The organism is Campylobacter sp. P0085 (assembly GCF_002139495.1).
Taxonomy (GTDB): Bacteria; Campylobacterota; Campylobacteria; order Campylobacterales; family Campylobacteraceae; genus Campylobacter; species Campylobacter devanensis.
The window spans coordinates 214,533-238,034 of the sequence record NZ_MJKB01000002.1; the positions used below are offsets into that span (position 1 = coordinate 214,533).

At 33.3% G+C, this 23,502-nt stretch carries 27 protein-coding genes and 1 pseudogene; 10 read left to right on the forward strand and 18 right to left on the reverse strand.

Translation table 11 applies throughout. The annotated features are described in order from the left end of the window. Position 1 precedes the first annotated feature (1 nt). The 3 genes from CIGNP85_RS02915 to CIGNP85_RS02925 are packed head-to-tail and all read left to right on the forward strand — an operon-like array spanning position 2 to position 2,821. Entirely contained in the window at positions 2-739 is a 738-nt protein-coding gene (locus CIGNP85_RS02915; RefSeq protein WP_086234443.1) for a (Fe-S)-binding protein, read from the forward strand. Then, positions 736-2,169 carry a LutB/LldF family L-lactate oxidation iron-sulfur protein gene (locus CIGNP85_RS02920; protein WP_086286882.1) on the forward strand — a complete coding sequence of 478 codons (1,434 nt, stop codon included), beginning with the start codon at positions 736-738 and terminating at the stop codon, positions 2,167-2,169. Before CIGNP85_RS02915 ends, CIGNP85_RS02920 begins: the two co-directional genes overlap by 4 nt. Then, on the forward strand, positions 2,162-2,821 hold the full coding sequence (locus CIGNP85_RS02925; protein WP_086286884.1) for a LutC/YkgG family protein: 660 nt from the start codon (positions 2,162-2,164) through the stop codon (positions 2,819-2,821). The genes CIGNP85_RS02920 and CIGNP85_RS02925 overlap by 8 nt, the downstream gene beginning before the upstream one ends. Positions 2,822-2,849: 28 nt before the next feature. On the opposite strand, the gene CIGNP85_RS02930 is transcribed toward CIGNP85_RS02925, so the two are convergent. The 5 genes from CIGNP85_RS02930 to CIGNP85_RS02950 all read right to left on the reverse strand — a co-directional run bounded on the left by CIGNP85_RS02930 (position 2,850) and on the right by CIGNP85_RS02950 (position 6,119). Next, entirely contained in the window at positions 2,850-3,983 is a 1,134-nt protein-coding gene (locus CIGNP85_RS02930; RefSeq protein ID WP_086286886.1) for a sensor histidine kinase, read from the reverse strand. Beyond that, complete coding sequence (locus CIGNP85_RS02935) at positions 3,976-4,644, reverse strand: response regulator transcription factor (RefSeq protein ID WP_086227946.1); 669 nt, start codon at positions 4,642-4,644, stop codon at positions 3,976-3,978. Before CIGNP85_RS02935 ends, CIGNP85_RS02930 begins: the two co-directional genes overlap by 8 nt. Next, positions 4,641-5,036: a hypothetical protein gene (locus CIGNP85_RS02940; protein WP_086238807.1), complete on the reverse strand. Its 396-nt coding sequence runs from the start codon at positions 5,034-5,036 to the stop codon at positions 4,641-4,643. Before CIGNP85_RS02940 ends, CIGNP85_RS02935 begins: the two co-directional genes overlap by 4 nt. A 64-nt stretch (positions 5,037-5,100) precedes the next feature. Beyond that, positions 5,101-5,907, reverse strand: coding sequence for a M23 family metallopeptidase (locus tag CIGNP85_RS02945; RefSeq protein WP_086286888.1), 807 nt, complete (start codon positions 5,905-5,907; stop codon positions 5,101-5,103). A 2-nt stretch (positions 5,908-5,909) separates the two neighbouring features. Beyond that, positions 5,910-6,119 (reverse strand): hypothetical protein, encoded by a 210-nt coding sequence (locus CIGNP85_RS02950; protein WP_086224406.1) that lies wholly within the window; start codon positions 6,117-6,119, stop codon positions 5,910-5,912. A 116-nt stretch (positions 6,120-6,235) separates the two neighbouring features. Here CIGNP85_RS02950 and CIGNP85_RS02955 point away from each other — a divergent pair, with 116 nt between their 5' ends. Then, entirely contained in the window at positions 6,236-6,604 is a 369-nt protein-coding gene (locus CIGNP85_RS02955; protein WP_086282081.1) for a hypothetical protein, read from the forward strand. A gap of 53 nt (positions 6,605-6,657) precedes the next feature. Here CIGNP85_RS02955 and glyS read toward each other — a convergent pair whose 3' ends face one another. The 10 genes and pseudogenes from glyS to ilvC form a co-directional block, all read right to left on the reverse strand. After that, positions 6,658-8,682 (reverse strand): glycine--tRNA ligase subunit beta, encoded by a 2,025-nt coding sequence (glyS, locus tag CIGNP85_RS02960; protein ID WP_086286890.1) that lies wholly within the window; start codon positions 8,680-8,682, stop codon positions 6,658-6,660. Positions 8,683-8,746: 64 nt separating this feature from the next. Further along, positions 8,747-8,836, reverse strand: a pseudogene (locus CIGNP85_RS08670) (hypothetical protein); the annotation flags it as partial. Positions 8,837-8,849: 13 nt separating this feature from the next. Beyond that, positions 8,850-10,139 carry an endonuclease/exonuclease/phosphatase family protein gene (locus CIGNP85_RS02970; protein WP_086286892.1) on the reverse strand — a complete coding sequence of 430 codons (1,290 nt, stop codon included), beginning with the start codon at positions 10,137-10,139 and terminating at the stop codon, positions 8,850-8,852. Then, a complete protein-coding gene (locus CIGNP85_RS02975) occupies positions 10,127-10,615 on the reverse strand; it encodes a tRNA (cytidine(34)-2'-O)-methyltransferase (RefSeq protein ID WP_086241249.1) in 489 nt (162 codons plus the stop codon). Before CIGNP85_RS02975 ends, CIGNP85_RS02970 begins: the two co-directional genes overlap by 13 nt. Further along, positions 10,615-11,445 carry a formyltetrahydrofolate deformylase gene (gene purU, locus CIGNP85_RS02980; RefSeq protein ID WP_086227104.1) on the reverse strand — a complete coding sequence of 277 codons (831 nt, stop codon included), beginning with the start codon at positions 11,443-11,445 and terminating at the stop codon, positions 10,615-10,617. Before purU ends, CIGNP85_RS02975 begins: the two co-directional genes overlap by 1 nt. Positions 11,446-11,538: 93 nt before the next feature. Next, the gene (locus CIGNP85_RS02985) at positions 11,539-12,405 is read right to left on the reverse strand and encodes an RsmB/NOP family class I SAM-dependent RNA methyltransferase (protein ID WP_086286895.1); all 867 of its coding nucleotides are present in this window, start codon (positions 12,403-12,405) and stop codon (positions 11,539-11,541) included. Further along, the gene (gene ruvX / locus CIGNP85_RS02990; protein ID WP_086252496.1) at positions 12,402-12,773 is read right to left on the reverse strand and encodes a Holliday junction resolvase RuvX; all 372 of its coding nucleotides are present in this window, start codon (positions 12,771-12,773) and stop codon (positions 12,402-12,404) included. Before ruvX ends, CIGNP85_RS02985 begins: the two co-directional genes overlap by 4 nt. Continuing rightward, entirely contained in the window at positions 12,770-13,534 is a 765-nt protein-coding gene (locus tag CIGNP85_RS02995) for a DNA-processing protein DprA (protein ID WP_086242847.1), read from the reverse strand. Before CIGNP85_RS02995 ends, ruvX begins: the two co-directional genes overlap by 4 nt. Further along, a complete protein-coding gene (locus tag CIGNP85_RS03000) occupies positions 13,518-14,648 on the reverse strand; it encodes a divergent polysaccharide deacetylase family protein (protein ID WP_086286899.1) in 1,131 nt (376 codons plus the stop codon). The genes CIGNP85_RS02995 and CIGNP85_RS03000 overlap by 17 nt, the downstream gene beginning before the upstream one ends. Beyond that, positions 14,649-15,671, reverse strand: coding sequence for a ketol-acid reductoisomerase (ilvC, locus tag CIGNP85_RS03005; RefSeq protein ID WP_086232026.1), 1,023 nt, complete (start codon positions 15,669-15,671; stop codon positions 14,649-14,651). A 141-nt stretch (positions 15,672-15,812) separates the two neighbouring features. Between ilvC and CIGNP85_RS03010 the strand changes: the two genes are divergently transcribed. The 6 genes from CIGNP85_RS03010 (at position 15,813) to rpsR (ending at position 20,894) form a co-directional block, all read left to right on the forward strand. Further along, on the forward strand, positions 15,813-16,625 hold the full coding sequence (locus CIGNP85_RS03010; protein WP_086228109.1) for an HDOD domain-containing protein: 813 nt from the start codon (positions 15,813-15,815) through the stop codon (positions 16,623-16,625). Next, entirely contained in the window at positions 16,622-18,541 is a 1,920-nt protein-coding gene (locus CIGNP85_RS03015; protein WP_086286902.1) for an RNB domain-containing ribonuclease, read from the forward strand. Before CIGNP85_RS03010 ends, CIGNP85_RS03015 begins: the two co-directional genes overlap by 4 nt. After that, on the forward strand, positions 18,534-19,526 hold the full coding sequence (holA, locus tag CIGNP85_RS03020) for a DNA polymerase III subunit delta (RefSeq protein WP_236845564.1): 993 nt from the start codon (positions 18,534-18,536) through the stop codon (positions 19,524-19,526). Before CIGNP85_RS03015 ends, holA begins: the two co-directional genes overlap by 8 nt. Positions 19,527-19,613: 87 nt before the next feature. Next, positions 19,614-20,000: a 30S ribosomal protein S6 gene (gene rpsF, locus CIGNP85_RS03025; RefSeq protein WP_086286903.1), complete on the forward strand. Its 387-nt coding sequence runs from the start codon at positions 19,614-19,616 to the stop codon at positions 19,998-20,000. 17 nt (positions 20,001-20,017) lie between these two features. Continuing rightward, positions 20,018-20,623, forward strand: coding sequence for a single-stranded DNA-binding protein (locus tag CIGNP85_RS03030; RefSeq protein ID WP_086286904.1), 606 nt, complete (start codon positions 20,018-20,020; stop codon positions 20,621-20,623). Positions 20,624-20,633: 10 nt separating this feature from the next. Further along, positions 20,634-20,894, forward strand: coding sequence for a 30S ribosomal protein S18 (gene rpsR, locus CIGNP85_RS03035; protein WP_086224380.1), 261 nt, complete (start codon positions 20,634-20,636; stop codon positions 20,892-20,894). Positions 20,895-20,926: 32 nt separating this feature from the next. On the opposite strand, the gene CIGNP85_RS03040 is transcribed toward rpsR, so the two are convergent. The 3 genes from CIGNP85_RS03040 to dnaJ form a co-directional block, all read right to left on the reverse strand. Beyond that, positions 20,927-21,517 carry a hypothetical protein gene (locus tag CIGNP85_RS03040; protein ID WP_086232023.1) on the reverse strand — a complete coding sequence of 197 codons (591 nt, stop codon included), beginning with the start codon at positions 21,515-21,517 and terminating at the stop codon, positions 20,927-20,929. Between the two features lie 125 nt (positions 21,518-21,642). After that, positions 21,643-22,113, reverse strand: coding sequence for an acyltransferase (locus CIGNP85_RS03045; RefSeq protein WP_086286906.1), 471 nt, complete (start codon positions 22,111-22,113; stop codon positions 21,643-21,645). Between the two features lie 202 nt (positions 22,114-22,315). Then, positions 22,316-23,422 (reverse strand): molecular chaperone DnaJ, encoded by a 1,107-nt coding sequence (dnaJ, locus tag CIGNP85_RS03050; RefSeq protein ID WP_086241243.1) that lies wholly within the window; start codon positions 23,420-23,422, stop codon positions 22,316-22,318. Positions 23,423-23,502: the final 80 nt, after the last annotated feature.

Genomic DNA, 23,502 nt, shown 5'->3' on the forward strand with positions numbered 1-23,502 from the left:
TATGAGAAAAGTATATTTTTTCGCTACTTGCCTTGGTAGTGCTGCTATGCAAGATAGCGTTTTAAATGCTATTAAACTTCTACGCCGTGGGGGCGTGGAGGTGATTTTCAAAAAAAATCAAACCTGTTGCTCTCAACCATCTTTTAATAGCGGATATTTTGATGAGAGTAGAGCTGTAGCTATGCATAATATAAATTTATTTGATGAAGATATCCCGATTATCGTCCCTAGTGGCTCTTGCGCTGGTATGATGGGGCATGATTATTTAGAGCTTTTTGAAGGAAGTAGCGAATTTGACAAGGTTCAAAAATTCGCCGCTAGGGTATATGATCTAAGTCAATACTTAGATGAAATTCTAAAAGTAGATTACCAAGATAAAGGCGATAAAATCAAAGTCGCATGGCACTCTAATTGCCACGCTTTAAGAGTAGCTAAAAGCGTAGAATCTAGCAAAAATTTAATCCGCAAACTATCAAATGTAGAGCTAATCGAGCTTGAACATGAAGAGGAGTGCTGCGGTTTTGGTGGGACATTCTCAATCAAAGAGAGCGATATCTCAAACGCAATGGCACTAGCTAAAATAGAAGATATCAAAAATACAGGCGCTAGCTACTTGATAAGTGGCGATGGTGGTTGCTTATTAAACATTGCAGGCACAATGAAACGAAATGGCGTAGATATCAAATGTCTTCATCTATATGATTTTTTGATTAAACGCTTAGAAGGAGTATCCCTATGAGTAAAAAAATGCCACACGAACAAATCGTAAAAATCAAACTTGGCGATACTCAATTAAGACAAAATCTCACAAACGCTATGCACACCTTACAAAAAAACCGCCTAAATGTGATAAATGCGAAATTTAATAATTGGCAAGGATTAAGAGATAAGGCTAAAAAAGCTAAAAATAACGCCCTAATGTCTCTTAGCGATAGATTAATTGAATTCGAAAAAAACGCCACAAAAAACGGCATTAAAGTCCATTGGGCTAGCTCAGCTACTGATGCTTGTGAGATAATATATGAGTTAATGCGCCAAAACAATATCAAAAAGATATTAAAAGGCAAATCCATGGCTAGTGAAGAGATAGGATTAAATCACTATCTAGCTAATAAGGGATTAAATGCTATTGAGACTGACCTTGGTGAGCTAATAATACAATTAAATGATGAAGCACCAGTCCATATAGTCGTCCCAGCAATCCATAAAAATCGCAATGAAATAGGCAAAATTTTTCAAGAAAAATTAGGCTCAAATTTAGAAAGCGAACCAGAAAAGCTAAATCAAATAGCTAGAAAACATTTAAGAGATCAGTTTGAAGGCTTGGAGATGGGGCTTAGTGGAGTGAATTTTGCTATGTCTAAAGAGGGGGCATTTTGGCTAATTGAGAATGAAGGCAATGGTAGAATGTGTACTACCGCACCTAAAATTCATGTTGCGCTTTGTGGAATTGAGAAGGTTATGGAGAGCTTTGAAGATGCTGCTACTATGGTTCATCTACTCACACCATCAGCCACGGGACAATTCATCCCTACATATAACAACATAATCACAGCCCCAAGAAATGATGAATTTGATGGGCCAAAAGAGGTTTATTTGATACTATTTGATCATCACAGAAGTGATATGCTAGCTCATCATGACTACTATGAGGCTCTTAGATGTATTAGATGTGGGGCGTGTATGAATTTCTGCCCTGTATATGACAAAATCGGCGGCCATAGCTACCAAACTGTCTATCCTGGGCCTATTGGCGAGGTTATTAGTCCAAATATCTTTGGTATGGAAGCAACCGGTGATATACTTACATTTTGTTCGCTTTGCGGTAGATGTAGTGAGGTTTGCCCTGTTAGAATCCCACTAGCTGATCTAATTAGAAAGCTAAGAGCAAATAAAGTTGGCCAAGGCAAAAATCCACCACTTAGCACGCAAAATAGCCATAAAAATAGAGCCGAAGCATTTGCGATGAAGCAGTTTGCTAAGATCGCTACAAATGGCGCTTTATGGAGATTTAGCCTTAGTAAAACTCATCTATTTAACTCAGTTTTACATAAGTTCCAAAACTCAATCCCGGTTATAAAAAGCTGGAGCCAATATAAAGAGCTACCACAGATTAAAAAAGATCTATATAAAGAGCTTGAAAATATGGAAGGAGTTCGCTATGAATAGAATAGATGAAATTTCAGCTAAATCCAAAGAGATGATCCTTTCTCGCTTAAAAGATAGCTACAAAATAACAAGCCATGAATCCACTCCTAGCATAGATCCAGTAGAGCATATCCAAACTACTGATAATGCTCTTGCTGAAATGAAGCAAAAAATGAGCGATAACAAATATATCGTCCATGAATGCGAGCCATCAGCTCTAGAAGATACGATAAATGAGATTGTAGCTAGCTATGGATACAAAAAAATGATCTATGGAAGTGGGTTGAATTTAAATTTAGATAAGATTAAAGCTGATCAAAAAATCTGCTTCGATAAGCCTATAGAAGAGCTAAGAAGCGATGTATTTCATAGTGAGTTCTCTATAGTTCATGCCGAATACGGCGTCAGCTCTCATGGCGTCGCATTGCTAAAATCTAGCCAAGCTCAACCTAGAATGCTAAGTCTAGCTCCAAATCTTTGTATAGTTTTACTTAAAAAAGATAGAATCAAAAACTCACTAGTAAGCGCTCTAAACGCCCTAAAAGTCGATCAAAACGGTAAATTACCAAGCAATATTTTATTTATCGCTGGGCCATCTAGGACAGCTGATATAGAGCTTATAACCGTTTTTGGCGTTCATGGCTCACAAAAAGCACATTTAATTTTATATTAAAATCGCATGGAGAGACTCTCCATGCCAATTATCTATCTTTAAAATCTCTTAAAATTACTCTAAATTTAGTTTGATTATCGCCACTTTCACACTCGATACTAAGACCAAGCTCATCACAATATCGCTTAACCAAGCTAAGCCCAATCCCAAAGCCGCCATTTTGCGTATCAAAACGGCTGAATTTATCATAGATTTTGTCTATATTCTCTTTAGAGATAGTAGCTCCAAAATTGATTATCTCAAAGCTATTTTGGTCTAAATTGATAATAATTTTGGAATTTTTGTTACTATATTTTATCGCATTTGATATGAGATTATCTAATATTTTACCAACTTTTTGTATATCGCTATATAGCTCAAAAGAGTTAGAATTAATCTCAAATTTAAGCCCCTTTGAATTAGCTGAAAGCTCAAATAGCTTAATGCGACTCTCAAGCAGAGTTTGGATATTAAATTTACTAATAACATTTGGATTATTCTTTAAATTCAAGGCCAAATCATTATAAATTCCACTTAGAGTTTTGGCTGCTATTTTGATATTTTCTAAATATTTTGGCGGATTTTTATCAAACATCTCACTACTCATAAGTATCACGCTCAAAGGGGTATTAATCTCATGCGTAGTATCTGTGATAAAGTTATTAAGCGCTTTTATCTGCGCCAAAAGTGGTAAATACGCAAGCTTAACCAAAACAAAAGCAATAAGCCCAACCAAAACAAAAACCGCCCCAGCTATAAGCCACACACGCCAAAAAAGCTGATTTATATCCTTAATAGTATCTTCGCTTTTTAGCTCTACAAACAGCTCTATTGTTCGCCTTTTAGCGTGGATATTCTCTCTCATATACAAAGCGTCTAAACCTTCATAAAATTTGCCTTTAAATTTCGGTGTATCAAAGCTTTTATAGATATATTTACCTGTTTTGATATTGTAAAAATTAATTGGATAAAAGGATTTTAATTTCATTATATTATCTATATTATTATTTAAGCGAAGTATATACTCAAGCTCTTTAGCAAAGGCCTCTAAGCGGATCATATCTCGTTTGATTATATCAAATTTCGCCTCTTTATAATACATAGTGGCAAATCCGATTAAAAATATCATACTAGAAAGAGTATATAGCAAAAATATTGGCAAAATATACTTTTTGCTATACATATTCATAGCCTATTTTTGGATGTGAGATTATCTTTTCTTCGCCAATTATTTTACGCAAATTTCTGATATATACTCTTAGACTTAGCTCACTTGGTACCTGGCCATAATCCCATAAATTCATATATATCTCATCTCTGCTTAAAATTTTGCCACGATTTTTTAAAAATAAAACCAACAAATCAGCCTCTTTTTTGGCTATTTGGACTATAGCATTATCTTTGATTAATCTCTTTTGTATTATATCAAACTTTATATTTGGAGAGATTTCTACATAGTTATCACTACTTGAGTGGCTAAATTTGCGTTTTAGGATATTATCTACTCTTAGATGTAATTCAGCTAACTCAAAAGGTTTTTTGATATAATCATCACAACCACTCTTAAAGCCCTTAACTAGATCATTTATATCATTTAATGAGGTAATATAGATACAAGGAGTATTAATCCCAGAGCCTCTAAGCTCATTAAGTAGATCAAAGCCATTACCGCCTATAATCTTAACATCAAAGATAAAAATATCAAATTTACCCTCATATGCTAAACTCAAGCCATCTTCATAGCTATCACTACTTACAACTTCAAAGCCCTGCTCCATAAGATAATCACTAACCATCTCACAAAGCATAGGCTCATCTTCTATTAGAAGTATTTTGCTACTCATCTCATTGGACAATCTGGATTTATGCCATTTGGACAATTAGGCGCAAATTTACCTGGGCGATCAGAGCGATTATTTGCTTTTGAACCTCTTATATGCGGACCACAAATTCCATTATAAAACTGCTCATCTTTGCCTAGTTTGGCCATATTTTGACGCATTTGATATCTAAATTCTTTATAGAATTCCTCTTTTTGTTTAGAATCCATATTTTGAGTTGCTTTAGCTATCTTATCATGAATTTGCTCGCAACCTTTTTGAATTTTATAGTACTCCTTACTAGCTTGCTTTTTAAACTCAAACATCTCTTTGCTTAAACTAGTCGCACTATCAGCACCAAATGCCACACTACTACTTACCATAGCTGCTAAAGCTATACTTAAAATCTTTTTCATTTTAAATCCTTTCTATATAAAATATAGTGAAATTATATATAGCTTTTGTTTAAAAAATGTGAATTTAAAAAATTGAGTTGAATTTTTCTATAAAAATCAATGGATCAACTTGAGTATTTCGCACTATAATCCCAAAGTGCAAATGTGGCCCACTCACCCTACCGCTCGCACCGCTTAAGCCGATTTTCTCACCTTTAATAACCTTTTGGCCAACTTTGACATCTATCCTATCTAAGTGATAATATTGTGTATAAATACCACCACCATGATCAATTACAACACTATTTCCAGCATAGTATCTATCTTTAGCGATTCTTACTATCCCATCATTAGCACTTACCACCTTTTGCCCTATCGCCGCCCTATAATCAACGCCACCATGATAGCTTTTAATACTACCATTAAATACCCTAGCATTTCCATATTCACTAGTGATAAAGCTACCCATAGGCGATATAAATTCGCTATTAACTAGCAAATTTGGGCTAAAAGTCTTATATATCTCAATTGCCTCTTTTCTCTCTTTTTCTATGCGATTCATCACACTTTTTGGTGGATTAGCCTTTGCGGGGGCTACTGTGATACTCTCTTTTTTATAGTTTTTTTGCTTAACTTTTAATATTGTTAAATTGCTTTGGTTATTTAGACTATTTGTGATATTGATATCATTTTTAGCATAGTATCCAATAGGGATAATAGCTATCTTTACTCCATCTTGCGTAGGATGATCTAGCCAAGCTGTGGTTTTATCATTGATTTTTAGCTCACCAGCGTAATTAGAATCAATGCTAAAAATCTCCACACTACCATTAAAGGCATCCTCAGCCCAGCTAAAAACAGCAAATATTAAAAGAGCTAAAACTACTCGCATAATCAAACAGAGTATAGAGATAAGAATCTTTTTCTACTAATTGGCGAATATCCATTTAGCTGTTCATAAGCCTCTTCTGTATCGCCATCTGTTAATTCTTTGATCTTTTCAATAAGCTCATAAAGCTCCTCATCATCTAAATTCTCAAACTCTCCACACTCTTCTAAAACCTCTTGTATAATAGCTTCTAACTCTAATTCATCAAAACTCACTATATCTCCTTAAAAAATTTTCGCAATGATACCTAAAATTCCTTAATTTAACTTTGAAATTTATATTTAAATAATGCATTTTATGATAAAATCTAGGATAAATTTTTGGAGTTTGTATGAGAATTTTACATCTACTTTTGCCATGCTTATTATCGCTTGGTAGTTATGCACAAAAAAATAGTGAGCCTACTGGACTAAATATACCTCTATCTACATATAGTATAGATGTTGATTTTATGGGAGCTGATGAGCATAATAAAAGAGATATTATGCTTGGATATAATGATATCTTACACGATGTCAAAATAGACTCAAATAGCGATAATTTAAAGCTTATAATAAGCGGTAAAGAGTCTATAAATAGAGTTAAATTTGATGAAATTTCAAACAAAATAGCCAGTTATTTGAAAAATTATAGAGGCGGAAATAAGATAGCAATCGAGTATCACCTAGACTCCAAACTGCTCTTCGCTGGTATCTTTTAACCCTTCTTAATCCAATTTTCCAATCCAAGAGTGCCTTTAAAGCACTCTAATGATTATATAGTTATCTCTTTTATATCAGCGACTTTTAAAAATGCTTGATAAATTTGCCCGATTATGGATATGCGATTAGATTTGATCTTTGGATCATCGCTATTTATCATTACATTATCAAAATAGCTATCAATATAAGGTTTTAGATCAAATAACGATAGCAAATATCCCTTTGTATCATTGATATCTAATTTTAATGAGTTAAATTTATTATACAATGCTCTTTCGCTCTCATGCTCCATTAAGCTCTCATCTACACTATCAATCTTGCTATCTTTGATTATATTTGCTAGGCGCTTAAATGTGGAGAAATTCTCTTTAAATTCGCTATCTTTGCTTATCTCATCTAAGGCAATTATAGCTAGATTTAGCCTTTTGATATCCCTTACACCACTATCTAGACACGCTTTTATCACAGATGGATTGGCATTATACATAGTGTATAATCTATCAGTTATAAATAGCTCTAAACTACCCAAATCGAATTTAGCATAATTTTGAGCTATTAGAGATAGAATTTTTTTGATATCAAACTCTATATTTAAATTCAAAACAATCCGTATAACCCCAGCTGCAGCTCGCCTTAGAGCGTATGGGTCTTTATTGCCTGTTGGGATTTTATTTATACTAAATAACCCCATTAGCGTATCAAGCTTAGATGATAGTGCCACCACGCTAGAAAAGTAGCTTTTCGGACACTCGCTACCCTCTTTATTAGGCAGGTATTGCTCTTTGATCGCTTCTACTACAAAGTGATTTTCTTTTCTATGCTTAGCGTAATAACTCCCCATAATCCCTTGTAAATCTGTAAATTCATATACCATTGAGGTAGCAAGATCAGCCTTGCTAAGCATAACAGCTCTATCAAGCTCATCTATAAACTCACCACCAAATTCATCTTTTAGCTCTTTTTCATAGATTTTAGCTAACTCCCTAGCGATCTGGCGCTCTCTAATCTCTTTATCATACATTGAGCCAAGAGCGGCTAAATAGGTGATATTTTTTAATTTCGCTGAGCTAAACTCACTAGCTAGATCGCTCTCCCAAAAGAACTTCGCATCACTTAGCCTAGCTCTTAGCACCTTTTCATTACCTTTGATTATCAAATTCGAATCACTACTAATAGCATTGCTAACTACCACAAAATGATTGCTTAATTTGCCATTTTGATCTCTTAATGGGAAGTATCGTTGATTCTCTTTCATTGAAGTTACTATAACCTCACTAGGCACTTCTAAAAACTCTTTTTCAAAGCCACCCATAAGCGCAGTAGGCATCTCGGTAATAGCCACAACTTCATCTAATAAATCCTCATCTAGCTCGATTTTCAAACCGCTATTTTGCTCAATTTGCTTAAATTCATTTAGAATTTTTTCTCGCCTTTTATCAGCACTAAGGATAATCCCATTACGCTCTAAAGCACTATAATACTCATCTATAGTAGCGAATTTTACCATCTCATAGCCGTAATTTCTATGCGGATAAAAGGCCATTTGCGACTTCACACCATAAATCTCCATATCCACTAATTCATCATCCAAAACCGCTACAATAGACCTAATCGGACGGATAAACTCATACTTACCATCTCCCCATCTCATAGATTTACCGAAATTTAAAGATGATATAAACTTATTTATAACCTTAGCAAGCAGATTTTTACTCAAATCTCCCTTAATCACGCTCTTATGATACAAAACCTCTTTTCCGTTGATATTTTCAAATTTCAGCTCATCTAAGCTTATGCCACACTTTTTGGCAAATCCTATCGCCGCTGCAGACCAATTGTGATCACTACTTAATGCCACATGCTTTGGTGCGCCGATACTCTCAACCACCTTGTCACCAGCGAATTCATCCATATCACCATGCAATACAACTCTTCTAGGGGTATAATCAAACTTAAAATCACACTTAATATTATACTCATCTAACGCAGATTTAAATTTTGGCTCAATATTATTAAGCTCTTTTAAAAAAGGTATCGCAGGAAGCTCTTCTACTCCAATCTCAATTAACATTTTCATTGCTATCTCCATCTATATCTATTTTTTGCTTTTTATCCTTAGCGGCTTTTCTAGCAGCTGTTATCTCATCTCTAATTCTATTTTTCTCCATCATTTGACGATTAAACCCAACAACAAGGACAAAAATAATAAACACAACAACAACCCAACCCATAAAAGTCAAAAATTCACTCAATTATCAACTCCTTTTGTCCCTTATAACTCCACACAATAGCCTTTTTAATAGAGATTTTACCATCTTTTATCGCCCTATTTGGTGAGTAAATTTTAAATTTAGTATTAGAAATATTAGCAAATCCACCCTTAATATCTAAGACAATATCCCCAATCACATCGCCACTTGTAGCTATATCTATATCATTTATATCCATCATATAGCTACTCTCATCGCCATTAAAATCACTATCTAAGCTTACATAAGAGATACTACTAATTTGCATATTGCCCTTATAATCTTCAATCTTATTTGCCACCGCATCAACTCTCATACCAATACCAAGAGATGGATTTTTCTCATAGATATAAATTCCACGCCGACTCTCATCAGCTAATATATATCCATTTTTATCCTTATATATCACCACGCCTGATATCTTGGCTCTTTGATTAGATGATTTAAGCTCATTAATCGATAGAGTTGGCAACTCTTTAGAGTTATTTTGCGTAGTTATCGTAGCATATATAGGGTAGTGATCAGAATAACTATCATCTATAAAATTTGCTTTGAAAATACCAAAACTCCCATCTTTATAACCCAAATTCCCACTCATCAAATCCCTACTTAATATTATATGATCAATTGCACTTTTACCATTTTTATAGCTACTTCTTTGACTAGTAGGGATAAACTCCCATAAATTCGTCCATCCATCAAGATCATTAAGCAAAAATTTATATCCATAATTGCTATTTAAATCGCCTAAAATCACCCCATTTTGGCTATTTTTAATAGCTCTTTTCATTGTATCAGCGGCAGCAATTCTGCTTTTAAGTGGATTTTTAGCCGCTGGAAAGTGAGCTACAAAAAACTCAATATCATAACCATCAAACTCCACCCTACTCATCAAAATCGGCCTAGTTTTGACATTTGGCACAAGATAGACTCTACTATCACTAATCTTATATCTACTAAGCAGCCCAAGCCCAACTGGCGCACCCTTTGTAGTAGCAAATTTATAATATCTATATCCGCTCAAATCAGCTAGCGCCTTCATTACATTTTGATTTTCAATCTCATTTAATGCCACCACATCGGCATCTAAATGTTTTAAAACTCTAGCGATTTTTTGTAGTTTTTGCTGATATTTTGCCTCGTTCCATCTATTAGATTTAAAATCGCTATATTCACTACCACTAATCCTATCATCAAAGAGATTTTCGACATTATATGTAGCGATCTTTAATTCTGATGAAAAAAGCAACCCAAAAAACAGAATAATAGAGATTAAAATTCGCATACCATATCCCTAAAATCGAATTTATCTATATTTTGGCGGATAGCCTCATAGGTGATAATCCCAACGCTAGTGGCTAAATTCAAGCTCCTACCTTGACTAGTCATAGGTATAGTGATACAATTATCCCTATTTAATCGCATTAAATCAAGTGGCAATCCACAATTCTCACCACCAAAAAATAGATAATCCCCCGGCTTAAACTCAGCTTCAAAATATAGCTTATTACACTTAGTAGTCGCAAAGAAAAATCTATCTTTAAATTCCAAATTTGCTTCTAAAAAACTATCCAAACTCTCCCAAATCACGGGATTTAAGCTCGCCCAATAATCTAGCCCCGCACGCCTTAAATGCTTATCATCAATCTCAAATCCCAAAGGCTTAACTAAGTGTAATTTAGCTCCACAATTAACACACATTCTACCGATACTTCCGGTATTTGTGTGAATTTTAGGATTTACAAGTACGATATTAAACATTAAAATATCACCGTTTTATTATCATAAACAAAAACTCTCTCATCAAAAACTAACTCCAAAGCATTGCTAAGCACCACTTTTTCGACATCTCTACCAGCTTTTTGCATATCTTTCCAATTCATCTCATGATTTACTCTTATTACATCTTGCGTGATGATTGGCCCTTCATCTAAATCATCAGTAACAAAATGCGCCGTAGCTCCGATAATCTTCACACCACGCTCATAAGCTTGTTTATACGGATTTGCCCCTATAAAAGCTGGTAAAAATGAGTGATGAATATTGATAATCTTTTTTGGATATCGCTTGACAAAATCAGGGCTTAAAATTCTCATATATTTTGCCAAAACCATATAATCAAATTTATATTTTTCTAACTCTTTTAAGACCAATTTTTCATGCTCAACCCTATCTAGTCCATCAGCACTAATACAGGTAAATGGGATATCAAATTTATCACTCAATGGACGCAAGGTATCGTGATTGGCTATGATAGCTAAGATATTTGCGTTTAGATCCTTGCTACTATGTTTAATAAGCAGATCACCTAAGCAGTGATTCTCTTTTGTTGCTAGGATTACTATATCTTTTTTCTTTATGGATTCAAAAAATATTACACTATCACTTGGCAAATAGGCACTTAGAGTGTTTTGAAACTCAATTGTATTTACCTGTCCTACAACCACCGCACGCATATAGAATCTACTATTTTCATGATCTACAAACTCACTAGTGCTAACATAGTTTAATCCATGCTTAAATACAATCTCGCTAACTCTTAATATAAGCCCTTTTTCATCATTACAATCAATCTTTAAAATATAATCCACTCTATCTCCAAAAATTTTATAAAAATTCTGCCAATTATACAATTTTGTTGCTAAAAATTAGCCAAAATCGCTACTTTGGTTATATTAAAAAATTTAATTATTTTTCACAATTTTAGCTAAGAAAAATGCGTCCATATCGCAATCTGGCAAAATCCTAAGCCCAAATTCACTCACAATCTCGCTTTTTAAACCAAAGCTAATAGGCTGGATACTAATATCAAATTTAGATCCCAAGGCATTTTTAATCACCTCTTCATTCTCACACTCAAAGAATGTACAAGTGCTATAAACCACGCACCCACCCGGCTTTAAAGCACTTAATGCTGAGTTTAAAAGCTGTTTTTGCAGCTTTGAGAGAGATTTTATCTCTTTGGCTGATTTTTCTACAAATCCATCACCAAAATAAGAGTAGCTAGAGCATGGCGCATCAAGCAAAATCTTATCAAATCTGCCCACACAGCTCCTTGAAATGCTCCTTGCGTCTTTATTGTAGGTTCTCACCCACTCACAACCATATTTATTTAAATTTGCTTTTAAGGTATAAAATCTCTTGCTATCGCTCTCCATCACCGCCAAATCTGCCCCATATCCCATCATATTTGCTAGCGCAATGCTCTTTCCACCTGGACTAGCACACATATCTAAAACGATATCATTTTTAGCTGGATTTAGAGCTAAAACTGCTAGATAGCTACTTGGATTTTGGATATATATCGCTCCTTTGTTAAATAACTCAGAGTGAGTCAAAATCTCTTTAAATTCAGCCTTACATAGATAAAAATTTGGCAAAATCTCCCTAAATTCAACCCCCAAATCATCTAAATTTGAGATAATATAATCCTTATCAAATTTCAATAAATTTAGATAAAACCCAACACTTTTAGGCTCAAAAAAGCTATCCCAAACCCTTTGAAAATCAGCCTTATTTAAACTAGATTTTAGATAATCTTTAAAATTCATCTTTTTAAAAATCTCTCCAAAATTATCATCGCCGCTACGCTATCGAATTTGCCATCTCGCCTATCTCTTACTAGCTCGCTAGCTTCAACGCTACTATAAGATTCATCTTGATAATGCACTTCTCCATCGAAATTTAAAAGAGAGATAAAGTGAGTAATCCTACGCTCCATCTCATCTTGGCAGCTACCACCCTTTGGCAAGCCTACAACTAAGATTTTGGCTCCATTATCTCTTAGCATATTATCAAGATCTCTTGCGGCTTGATTGCGATTTTTACGCAAGATTGGTATGGTTGGGATAGCAATTTTGCCATCTGGGCTTATAGCTACGCCAATTCTTTTAAGTCCTATATCAACCCCAACTATCATAAAATTCTCACATAAATTCCATCAATAGCGATTTTGCCATCTAGCTCATAATCATAGATAATATCTCCAAATTTAGAATAACACTCATCAAAATTTGAATTTTGTTTGATAAATTCAATGATCTCATCGCTATTTTGATCATAATTTTTCAGCCCAAATTTCATAGCAAATTTATCAAAATCAGTAATAATCTGCGCTTTGCCACTTGCTAATAACTCATTAGTCCCACTACTCTCACCAAGTCTTTGAGGCAATACATAGAGCGGAATTCCAAATTTAATAGCCGCCCTAGCACTACTCATAGAGCCACTTTTAATATCAGCTTGAGCTACTACAACTGCGTCGCTTAGGGCTACTGTGATTAAATTTCGCTCCAAAAATTGCCACCCCTTTGCTACGATGCCTGGTTCATATGAGCTTAATGCTAATGAGTTTTGATAGATATCTTTTATCATTTTGGCATTTTGTAATGGATAAATTTGATCTAGTCCATTGCCAAAAACCGCAATTGTATGCGGATACGCACCAGTGTGAGCATGGATATCTACGCCAATTGCCGCACCGCTAACTACGCAAACTCCATATTTTTTGAGCGTTGAAGCGAGATTTAGGGTCATATTTTTGGTATAAGATGAGCATTTTCGTGATCCGACAATTGCTACTTTTGGCGAATTTAATAACTCTAAATTTCCTTTATAATATAGCTTTTGTGGTGGGTTTTTGAAATTTGAGTTTAGATTAAAGTCAGTTATAAATTTCATACAAATCTCTTAAAAATATTATATCAACTTGGCTCTCTAACTCACTTTTAAAGCCTTTTAAAGCATTAAAAGTCTGCTCATATGGATGCCCAATCGCTATAGCAAAGCCACTTTTTTGAGCTATTTTTATAGCCTCTTTTAGCTTATTTATTATAGCTTTTTCATCTTTGGTATTATCTATAAAAACATCTCTTCTTAAATATTTATTCCCAAACTCACTGCTTAAAATCTTAGCCTTAGAATCTTTAGTCGTGTAGCTATCTATAAATATCATATTGTGTTTTTTAAACGCTATGAAGAGCTTTTTTAAAGAGTCATAATCGCTTGTAAATTTGCTTCCTGTGTGGTTATTTATATATATTACCTTTGGAAAATTTGATCTAATTTTGCTAATTTCAGACTCTATTTTATCGCTGCTATCGCCTACTTTTAGAGTATTTTTCTCTTGCGCTTGATAATTCATAGCTTCAAGTGGTAAATGAATCATATAAAACTCAAATTCATTAGCTACTCTTGCGCTATTTGGATAGTTGTCATTCGGTGGAAAAATTGATGGCGTGATATTTAAATTTAGTGATTTAATCTTTTTAGTTTGATGAAAAGTAGATATATCATCTATAATTATTGCCAATTTTGGTTTATTAGTTAGCTTTGGTTTTATGTTCGTATTTTCACTAGAATTTATGGCTAATTTTTGACTTGGATTTGCTTTTAAATTTAGAGTAGAATTTAGATCTTTACTATTATTTATTGTTGAATTAGTATCATTGTTAATTACTTCATCAACTCTTTTAATCTCAACAAACTCACCATCAAATTCATCGCCATCTAACTTAGTAAAATTTGGAGTTGGCAACATTTGTATTTTAACTTCATCAGTGATATTTAGCTCTAAATTTCTAGGTACATCAAATATGGTAAAATCCTGTCTTCTACTCTCAAAATATCTATCTATATTCTCTATTATACGTGTTTGATTATGAGCTTTAGAAGGATTTTTATAGTTACTAGCAATTGTATAAATAGCCATAGCAACTACTAAAATACAGAGCAAAATACCAACATATAAAAGCGCCCTACTTCTTTGGGCGCTATTTTTTTTATCTTGTTCCAATTAATTTTTATCTTTATTTACTAGTCTACCTTTATTGATCCAAGGCATCATAGCTCTTAATTTTTCGCCGGTTTTATTTAGTAAGCTTTCATCGCTTAATTTGCGTTCAGCATTCATCTTAGTATAACCAGCTTTTCTTTCTAAGATAAAGTTTTTAGCGAATGTACCATCTTGGATCTCTTTTAAGATCTCTTTCATAGCTGCTTTTGATCTCTCATCTACTACTCGTCTGCCGCTTACATAATCCCCAAATTCAGCAGTATTAGAGATAGAATATCTCATATCAGCCATACCACCTTGGTAGATTAGATCTACGATTAATTTCATCTCATGTAAGCACTCAAAATATGCCATTTCAGGCTCATATCCAGCCTCTACTAAGGTCTCAAATCCAGCATTTATAAGCGCACAAAGTCCGCCACACAATACAGCTTGCTCTCCAAATAGATCGGTTTCAGTCTCGGCTTTAAAAGTAGTTTCTATAATACCAGTTCTACCACCACCAATAGCGCTAGCATAGCTTAATGCTATATCCTTAGCCTTGCCTGATGCGTCTTGCGCTACTGCTATTAGATCTGGGATACCGCCGCCATTTACAAATTCATTTCTCACAGTGTGGCCTGGGGCTTTTGGTGCTATCATGATACAATCAATTCCCTTTGGTGGGACGATTTGACCATAATGGATATTAAATCCATGGCCAAAAGCGATTGCGCTACCGCTTTTTAAATTTGGCTCAATCTCAGCTTTAAATATATCAGCTTGTAATTCATCAGGAGTCAGTATCATCACAACATCAGCTGCTTTTGTCGCTTCACTTACGCTCATAACTTTAAAGCCCTTAGCCTCGGCCTTTGCCCAACTTTTGCCATTTGGATTTAATCCTATGATAACCTCTACGCCACTATCTCTTAAATTTTCAGCATGGGCGTGACCTTGAGAACCAAAGCCTATCATTGCGACTTTTTTAGATCTAATTAGGCTTAAATCACAATCTTTATCGTAATAAACTGTTATTGCCATAATCTTCTTCCTTTTAGTAAAAAATAAAGGGCAATTATACATTATTAAAATTTAAATTTGATAAAATTTTCAAAAAATTATCAAAAATTTAACTTCAATGTAGTAAAATTACTCAAATCAATCAAAAACACGAGAAATATAATGAACGATGCAATCTATAAGAGTATAAAATCTCTACCACCACTTGATGAGACAATTATGAAAATTCAGCAAATTTGCAGCAGCGAAGATAGTGATATTGCTGAGTTAATTAGCGTAATCCACCAAGATCCAATGTTAACAGCAAATATTTTACGCTCAGCAAATAGTCCATTATATGGGTTTAGCAGGGAAATTGCTGATATAAATAGAGCTGTAGCACTATTTGGAATGGCAACTATTAGAGGTTTTGCTCTAGCTGGCACAATTAGTAAAAGCTTTAAGATAAATCTAGAACCATATGGAATATCTAGTGCTAAATTTATGGATTTGGCAATATTGCAAAACGCTTTAGCATTTCACTGGTGTAGCAAGATAAATCGTGAACTTTTAAACATTATTTCACCAGCTAGTTTTATGATGGATATAGGCAAGATTATAATTGCTAAAGAGTTAATTGATTCTAAAAAATCTACCAAATTTAAAGATAAATTACAAAACATCTCTACAACAAACGAACTATCTAAACTTGAGATAGATATGGTAGGTATCTCAAGTCAGATGGTTACAGCTCAAATCTTTAAAAACTGGAATCTAGAACCTGAGATTGCAGAAGTTATAAAATACTCTTTAAACCCAATTGATGCCCCAGAAAATCTTAAAAAGCACTGCTATATCTTAAGCGTGATAAGTAATAGCATAAATGTATTTGGCACACTCTTACCAGACCAGATAAATAGTACTATTGAGCTTTTAAAACTCTATAATTTAGATGCTCAACTATTTTTCAGTGCCATTGAAAAAGTACAACATTGAAAGCATTTTTAAACTCTTTAACTACTGGATTAGAGAGTAAATATATCAAGTCAAGCGAACTTGAAATTTTAAGAGTATTAGAACAGATAAAAGCCGTTACAAAATATAAAAATCGATATTATCTCAATGACGGCTTTGTCTGTGGAAAACTAGATATATCTAGTAATGGGACTGGATTTTTATATCCATACGATAGCAAATTTAAGCAAGATTTAATGATAGAAAATCGTGATTTAGGTGGGGCTCACTTTGGCGATATCGTTCTTGCTAAACTAACTAAATTTAAAAAACCACGCCAAAAAGCAGCCGTGGTGGCCGTATTGCTTATGGCGAATGAAACAAGTGTAGTATATACCAAAAAAATTGGCTCCGTTATAATGGGCGTAACTATCCCAAACTCCATCACAATAGCCCTAAAAGCTAGTCAAAAATCCCTAAAAGAGCTTCCATTAGGCACTGTTTTAAAGATCAATAATTTAGATAATGATATTGTAGAAGTCTTAGGCGTATTAAGCGATGCTAATGTAGATCAAAAAATCTCAATGGCACTATATAATAAGCGTGAAATTTTCCCAAAAATAGCCATAAATGAAGCCATTAGCTTTGGCAATGAGGTAGATAAAAGTATGTATCCTAATAGAGTTGATCTAACTCATTTGCCATTTTGTACCATTGATCCTGTTGATGCTAAGGATTTTGATGATGCGATATATTTTGATAAGCATAAAAATGAAATTTACATAGCTATCGCCGATGTCAGCGAATATGTAAGCCCATATAGCGGTATTGATAAAGAGGCTAGACTTAGAGGCTTTTCTATATATTTTCCACACATTGCTGTGCCGATGCTACCTCGTGAGCTTAGCGAAAATATCTGCTCTTTAAAGCCAAATTGCGATAGACTCGCTTATCTTTTTAAAATTACTTTAAATTCAAATTTAGAAGCCATTAAAGAGGATTTAATAAGCTGTGTGATCCACTCTAAAAGAAGATTTAATTATGATGAAGTTGATAGCTTGCTTAGAGGCGAGTTTGATTGTCAAGACGAAATAAAAGAGTGGCTAATACCACTTTTTGATCTCACACAAAGATTAAAAGAAAAACGGCTTAAAAATGGCTTTGATTTTCATACATTAGAGCTTAGAATGAGCCTTGATGAAAATAATGAGATTAAATCAACTAAATTTGAAGGCTCAACTCCATCACACTCTTTGATAGAAGAGTGTATGCTCCTAGCCAACAAAGCCGCAGCAAAAAGATTAAGCAAAGGGATATTTCGCAATCACGAACCAGCAGATATAAAAAAAATCAACGCACTCTTAGATGATCTTGCCGCCCTTGGCATAGAAGCCGAAAATCACGGCGATTTGGTCTTTATGATAGCGCAAATTCAAGCCAAAGCAAGTGAGCTAAATATCAGAGAAGATGTCGATAAACTCATCATAAAAGCACAAAAAAGAGCCGAGTATTCTAGTAGCTCAAGGGGGCATTTTGGGCTTGGATTTGAGTTTTATACGCATTTTACTAGCCCTATTCGCAGATACTCAGATCTCTTGCTTCATAGAATTTTAAAAGCTCAAAATGACCCTAAAATCAGCAACTACCTGATGCTAGGCATAGATGAGCTTTGCGCTAATTTAAATATCTTAGAAAGAGAAGCCGATAAGGTCGCTTGGGATTTTATGGATCGCAAATTTGCTCGCTGGGCAGCTAAAAATATAGGCCAAACATTTAAATGCTTTATAGAAGAGAGCGCCAATCAATCAATAGCTAGATTAGATGATGAGTTAAAAGGCGCTAGAATATTTTTAAGTGATTTTTGTGAAATTCTAACCCCAGTTATGGTTCAAATCACAGATGTCGATATCCCAACAGCCAAAATAATCGGCAAAATAGTAGAGATTTTAGATGTATAAAAGAGATTTTATAACGCTTTTAAATTCTGCTAATATCCCAAATTTTTTCTTGCTTTATGGGGCTGAGAGTTATCAAGTTGAGTTTTACGCTAAAGAAATTTTAAATAAATTTAATAAAGATAATATGCTTAGCTTATACTATGATGATTATGATTTTAATCTTGCTATTTCGCATCTTAGCGAGCCTTCGCTATTTGCAAATTCAAATTTATTACATATCAAAAATGACAAAAAAATCCCCGCCAAAGATACAAAAGAGCTAATAACCCAATGCCAAAATAATCCAAATAACATATTTATCTTTGAACTACACGAAGGCGATGAAAAATCCATAAGCGATTTAAAAAAGCATTTTGGATCAAATTTTGTTAGATTCTTCCCGCCTAGCACTGCTTCAGAAGTCAATCAAATCCTATCTAATCACGCCAAAATCTTAGGCCTAAATATAGATAGTCAATCTCTTTTATACATTTATAACTTACAAAATGAGAATCTATATCTTAGTGCTAGTGAGCTAAATAAACTGGCTAATATCGCAAATAAATTTAATCTTGAAGAGATAAAAGAGCGAGTTTATGCCTTAAACGGTATTGGATTTGATGCGCTTTTTGATAAAATCATTAGCAAAAAGAGTATTAATAGCGATTATTTTGAGTTTATAAATGATAGCTCATTTAATGAAATTTCGCTTTTAAATATGCTATTTAGGGCATTTTATAGACTTTATCTGATACATAGTTATATAAAAACTAATGGCAAATTTGATCCAAAAATTGTCTTAGGATACACGCCTCCACCACAAATTTTAAATAAACTCGAATCCCAAGCAATATCTATAAAAATTGATCAATACACTAAAATATTTAAATTTTTAAATGAGATTGAATTTGATCTAAAGTGCAAAAACAACATAGACAAAGAGTGCTACCTACTCTCAGCCCTTTTAAATTTACAAGAAATTTTAAGTCAAAACAGCAAATTTTAAGCATATTTTTAGTAGAATGCCAACCGCATTTTGTGCGAATTTCCTTGCTCTTTTGTAGAAAAAGAGCGAAATCCATAAGGAGAATATATGAGACATTATGAGCTTTTATTCATCTTAAAACCAACACTTACAGAAGATGAAGTTAAAGTTAAGGCTGATTTCATTAAAGAGATCATTACAAAAAATGGTGGCGAAATTGCTAGTGTAGTTGAAATGGGGACACGCAAATTAGCTTATAAAATTGACAAATATGAGCGTGGAACATACTTTGTAATCTACTTCAAAGCACCAACTCAACTAATCGCTGAATTAGTAAGAAATTTAAGAATAACCGAAGAAGTTATTAGATTCTTACCTGTAAAATATGAAAACAAAAAAGAGATCGCAGCTTGGGACAAACTAAGCAAAGGTCAAAAATTAACCCAACCTAAAAAAGAGTCAAAAATAGAAGAAAAAGTAGCTCCTCAAGAGTAATTTATAAAGGCTAGATTATGTTTAATAAAGTAGTTTTGGTAGGAAATTTAACTAGAGATATAGAGCTTAGATATATCCAAAGTGGCACCGCCGTAGGTAGCGCTGGTATAGCTGTTAATCGCAAATTTAGCGTTAATGGTGAAAAGAGAGATGAAACTTGCTTTATTGACATAACTTTTTTTGGTCGCCAAGCCGAAATAGCAAATCAATATCTAAATAAAGGTAGCAAAGTCTTAATAGAAGGAAGGCTAAAATTTGATACTTGGCAAGACCAAAATGGACAAAATCGCTCTAAACACTCAGTAGTAGTAGAAAATATGGAGATGCTAGGCGGACAACAAAATCAAGGTGGATTTAACAAAGATAGTGAGCCAAACTACAATAGTGGATATCCTAATAACAGATCAAACTCATACCAAAGAGAAGATAATAGTGGATATGGGAGAGAATTTAACCAAAATAACAGATATCAACAAAATAGCAATTACAACCAAAAACAGCAAGTAGAAGAGCCTTATCAAGAAAAAGTCCCAGAGATAGATCTCGATGCTGATATAAAATATGATAGCAAACCAAGCAAATCAAATTTTAATGATAGCAGCGAAGATGAAATTCCATTTTAAAGGATAAACAATGGCAGAAAAAAGAAAATATAGTAAAAAATATTGCAAATTCACAGAGGCAAAAATTGATTTTATAGATTATAAAGATACGGCACTTTTAAAACAATGCCTATCTGAAAGATTCAAAATTATGCCAAGACGCCTAACAGGTACAAGCAAAAAACATCAAGAAATGGTAGAAAAAGCGATAAAAAGAGCTAGACATGTTGCTCTTATACCATACATTGTAGATAGAAAAAATGTAGTTACAAACCCATTTGAAGGTCTATAATTTAATGCCCCGTTATGGGGTATTAAATTTACTCACACTCTTTTACTATAATCTTTTTTTATCTTAATAACTTCAAATATAAATTTAACATATCCACCTTTATACCAATTTTTATTAGCTCCTATTAAAGCTTTACCTAAATTATAGCTTAAATGATTTTTTAATCTTAAGGCATCTTCATAATCACTATATGATTTAAGCTCTGACACTTTTAAATTTGGATTATGTTTTATATTTTCTTTATATTTTTTTTGTTCCTTTTTATATTTTAATAATACATCTATCAATCTAAATGGTAATTTAAAAATACCTATTGTACTTTTAAAACTCTCTACCATAGTATAGCCTAGTCTATATTCAAGTCCATTTAATATTTGTAATTTTGCACTACCATAGGTAAGCTTCGAGCTTGGCTTTTTTACTATATTAGATGGCTCAGATATATTGCAATTTAAAAATTGCTCTTTAAATTTAATATTATTAAATCTTTTTTTATACTGTGTTAAAGAGATATCATAAGGATAATTTTCAAAATAAGCAAATCTATTTTTACTCTTATTATTATAGATTACATCATATAAAAATTCCAATTTATCTTTTGCATTAATTAGGCTATTTAGCATATTTTCAATAGCTTTTGGTGAGATAAACTTATCTTTATCATAAATATATTTAAAATTTTAATTTGATATATTTAAATTTTTTAGTGTCTCTTTTTTACTCCATTTTTGTTCAAATATATCATCTCTTAGCCAAAATATATCATTTTTATCTGTTTTGCTGGATTTCCTGCATTTATAGTATTTGAATAGCACTGCTTAACAACCATACTTTTAGCACCAATTACTGATCCAGATGCTATAAATACGCCTTTTGAAATACCAGCTTCTTGTCCGCACCAAACATGATCGCCAATATAAATACTTTTTGAAAAATTTAATCTATTATTGCTATTAATATCCATTATAGGATGATAATCACAAGTACCAGCCCATATACTCCATGAAAACATACAATCCCTACCGATAATAATATTTGTAGCTTCATAAATACGCAGACTAACTCCGCCAAAACTACTATCATCGTCTATATAACAACAGCAATCCTTTGTAAGAGAGATTGAGCCATTTACCCTAACACAATTGCCAATAAAAACCAAATTATTATCTGAGTGAAAAGTTATATTAATATTTTTTGCTTCTTCCAGCAAAAAATACAATATTATTTTTACCTTTAAAATCACATTTGAAATTTAACTGTTTTGATAGATCGCCATATATAATATTGCCATTTTCACCAATATTTTCTAGCATAATTTCTTCAAATTTTATATCAATATAAAAATTGACAATATATTAAATAACTATAAAATCGCAAATTCAAATAAGCGATTTTATAGTTATAAATTTAGCCATAAAATTTTATGAAAACCAGCTTTTAATCTTATCCCAAATTCCCTTATCAGTAGCCATTTCGCCACTTTTGATACTAAAACTATTTTGAAGTTTTTTCAAAAGCTCTATTTGCTCATCGTTTAGCTTTTTAGGCGCCTGAATTGAAATTTGAACGATTAAATCGCCTAATTGCTTGGTTCTAGCGTTTCTAACTCCTTCTTTAGCGATAATAAATTGCTGTTTATCCTTAGCTCCTACTGGTAAATCCAAAGTCGCCTCTCCTCTAAGCGTCGGTATTTTGATACTATCACCTAAAATAGCTTGAGTGAAAAATACTGGAATCTCCACATATACATCATCTCCATTTCTATGGAAATGCTCATCATCTTTAACAGCTATACGGACATATAAATCTCCGGTTAAATTTTCATATCTATTTCCCTTTTGGCTAACCCTAATTCTAGTACCATTATCCACCCCTTCAGGGATATTGATTTTAACGCTATCGCTTATTTCATTATAGCCACTAGCATTACACTCAGGGCATCTGTCTTTGATAGTTTGGCCTGTGCCTGAGCATTCTGGGCAAGTTTGGACAAATTGCATAAAGCCTTGTTGAATTCCTATCTTACCATTTCCGCCGCATTTGCTACAAGTCTGCTTTTTGCCATCTTTTGAGCCTGTTGCGTTACAGCTTTTACATGGAATTTTATACTTATATTTTATCTCTTTTTCACAACCAAAAACCGCTTCATTAAACTCTAACCCAATACCAACTTCTATATCTAAAGCATATTTATACTGATTTTTAGATCTACTTTTAGTACCAAATCCGCCGCCAAAAAATGAGCTAAATATATCACCCAAATCATCAAAATCAAATCCACCGCCAAAGCCACCACCGGCCATGCCTTTTAGCCCATCTTTGCCATATCTATCATATATTTCTCTTTTTTCAGCGTTGCTTAAAACCTCATAAGCTTCATTAATCTGTTTGAATTTCTCCTCAGTCTCTTTATCGCCTTGATTTCTATCTGGATGGTATCTTAGCGCTTGTTTTCTATAGGCTTTTTTAATCGTATCGCTATCAGCATCCCTTGAAATCTCTAATATCTCATAATAATCAAATTCCAAAATATCTTCCTTGTTTATAATTTTAACTGGCGATTTTATCCAAAAGTTACTAAATTTATACATAAAAAGCAAATTTATTA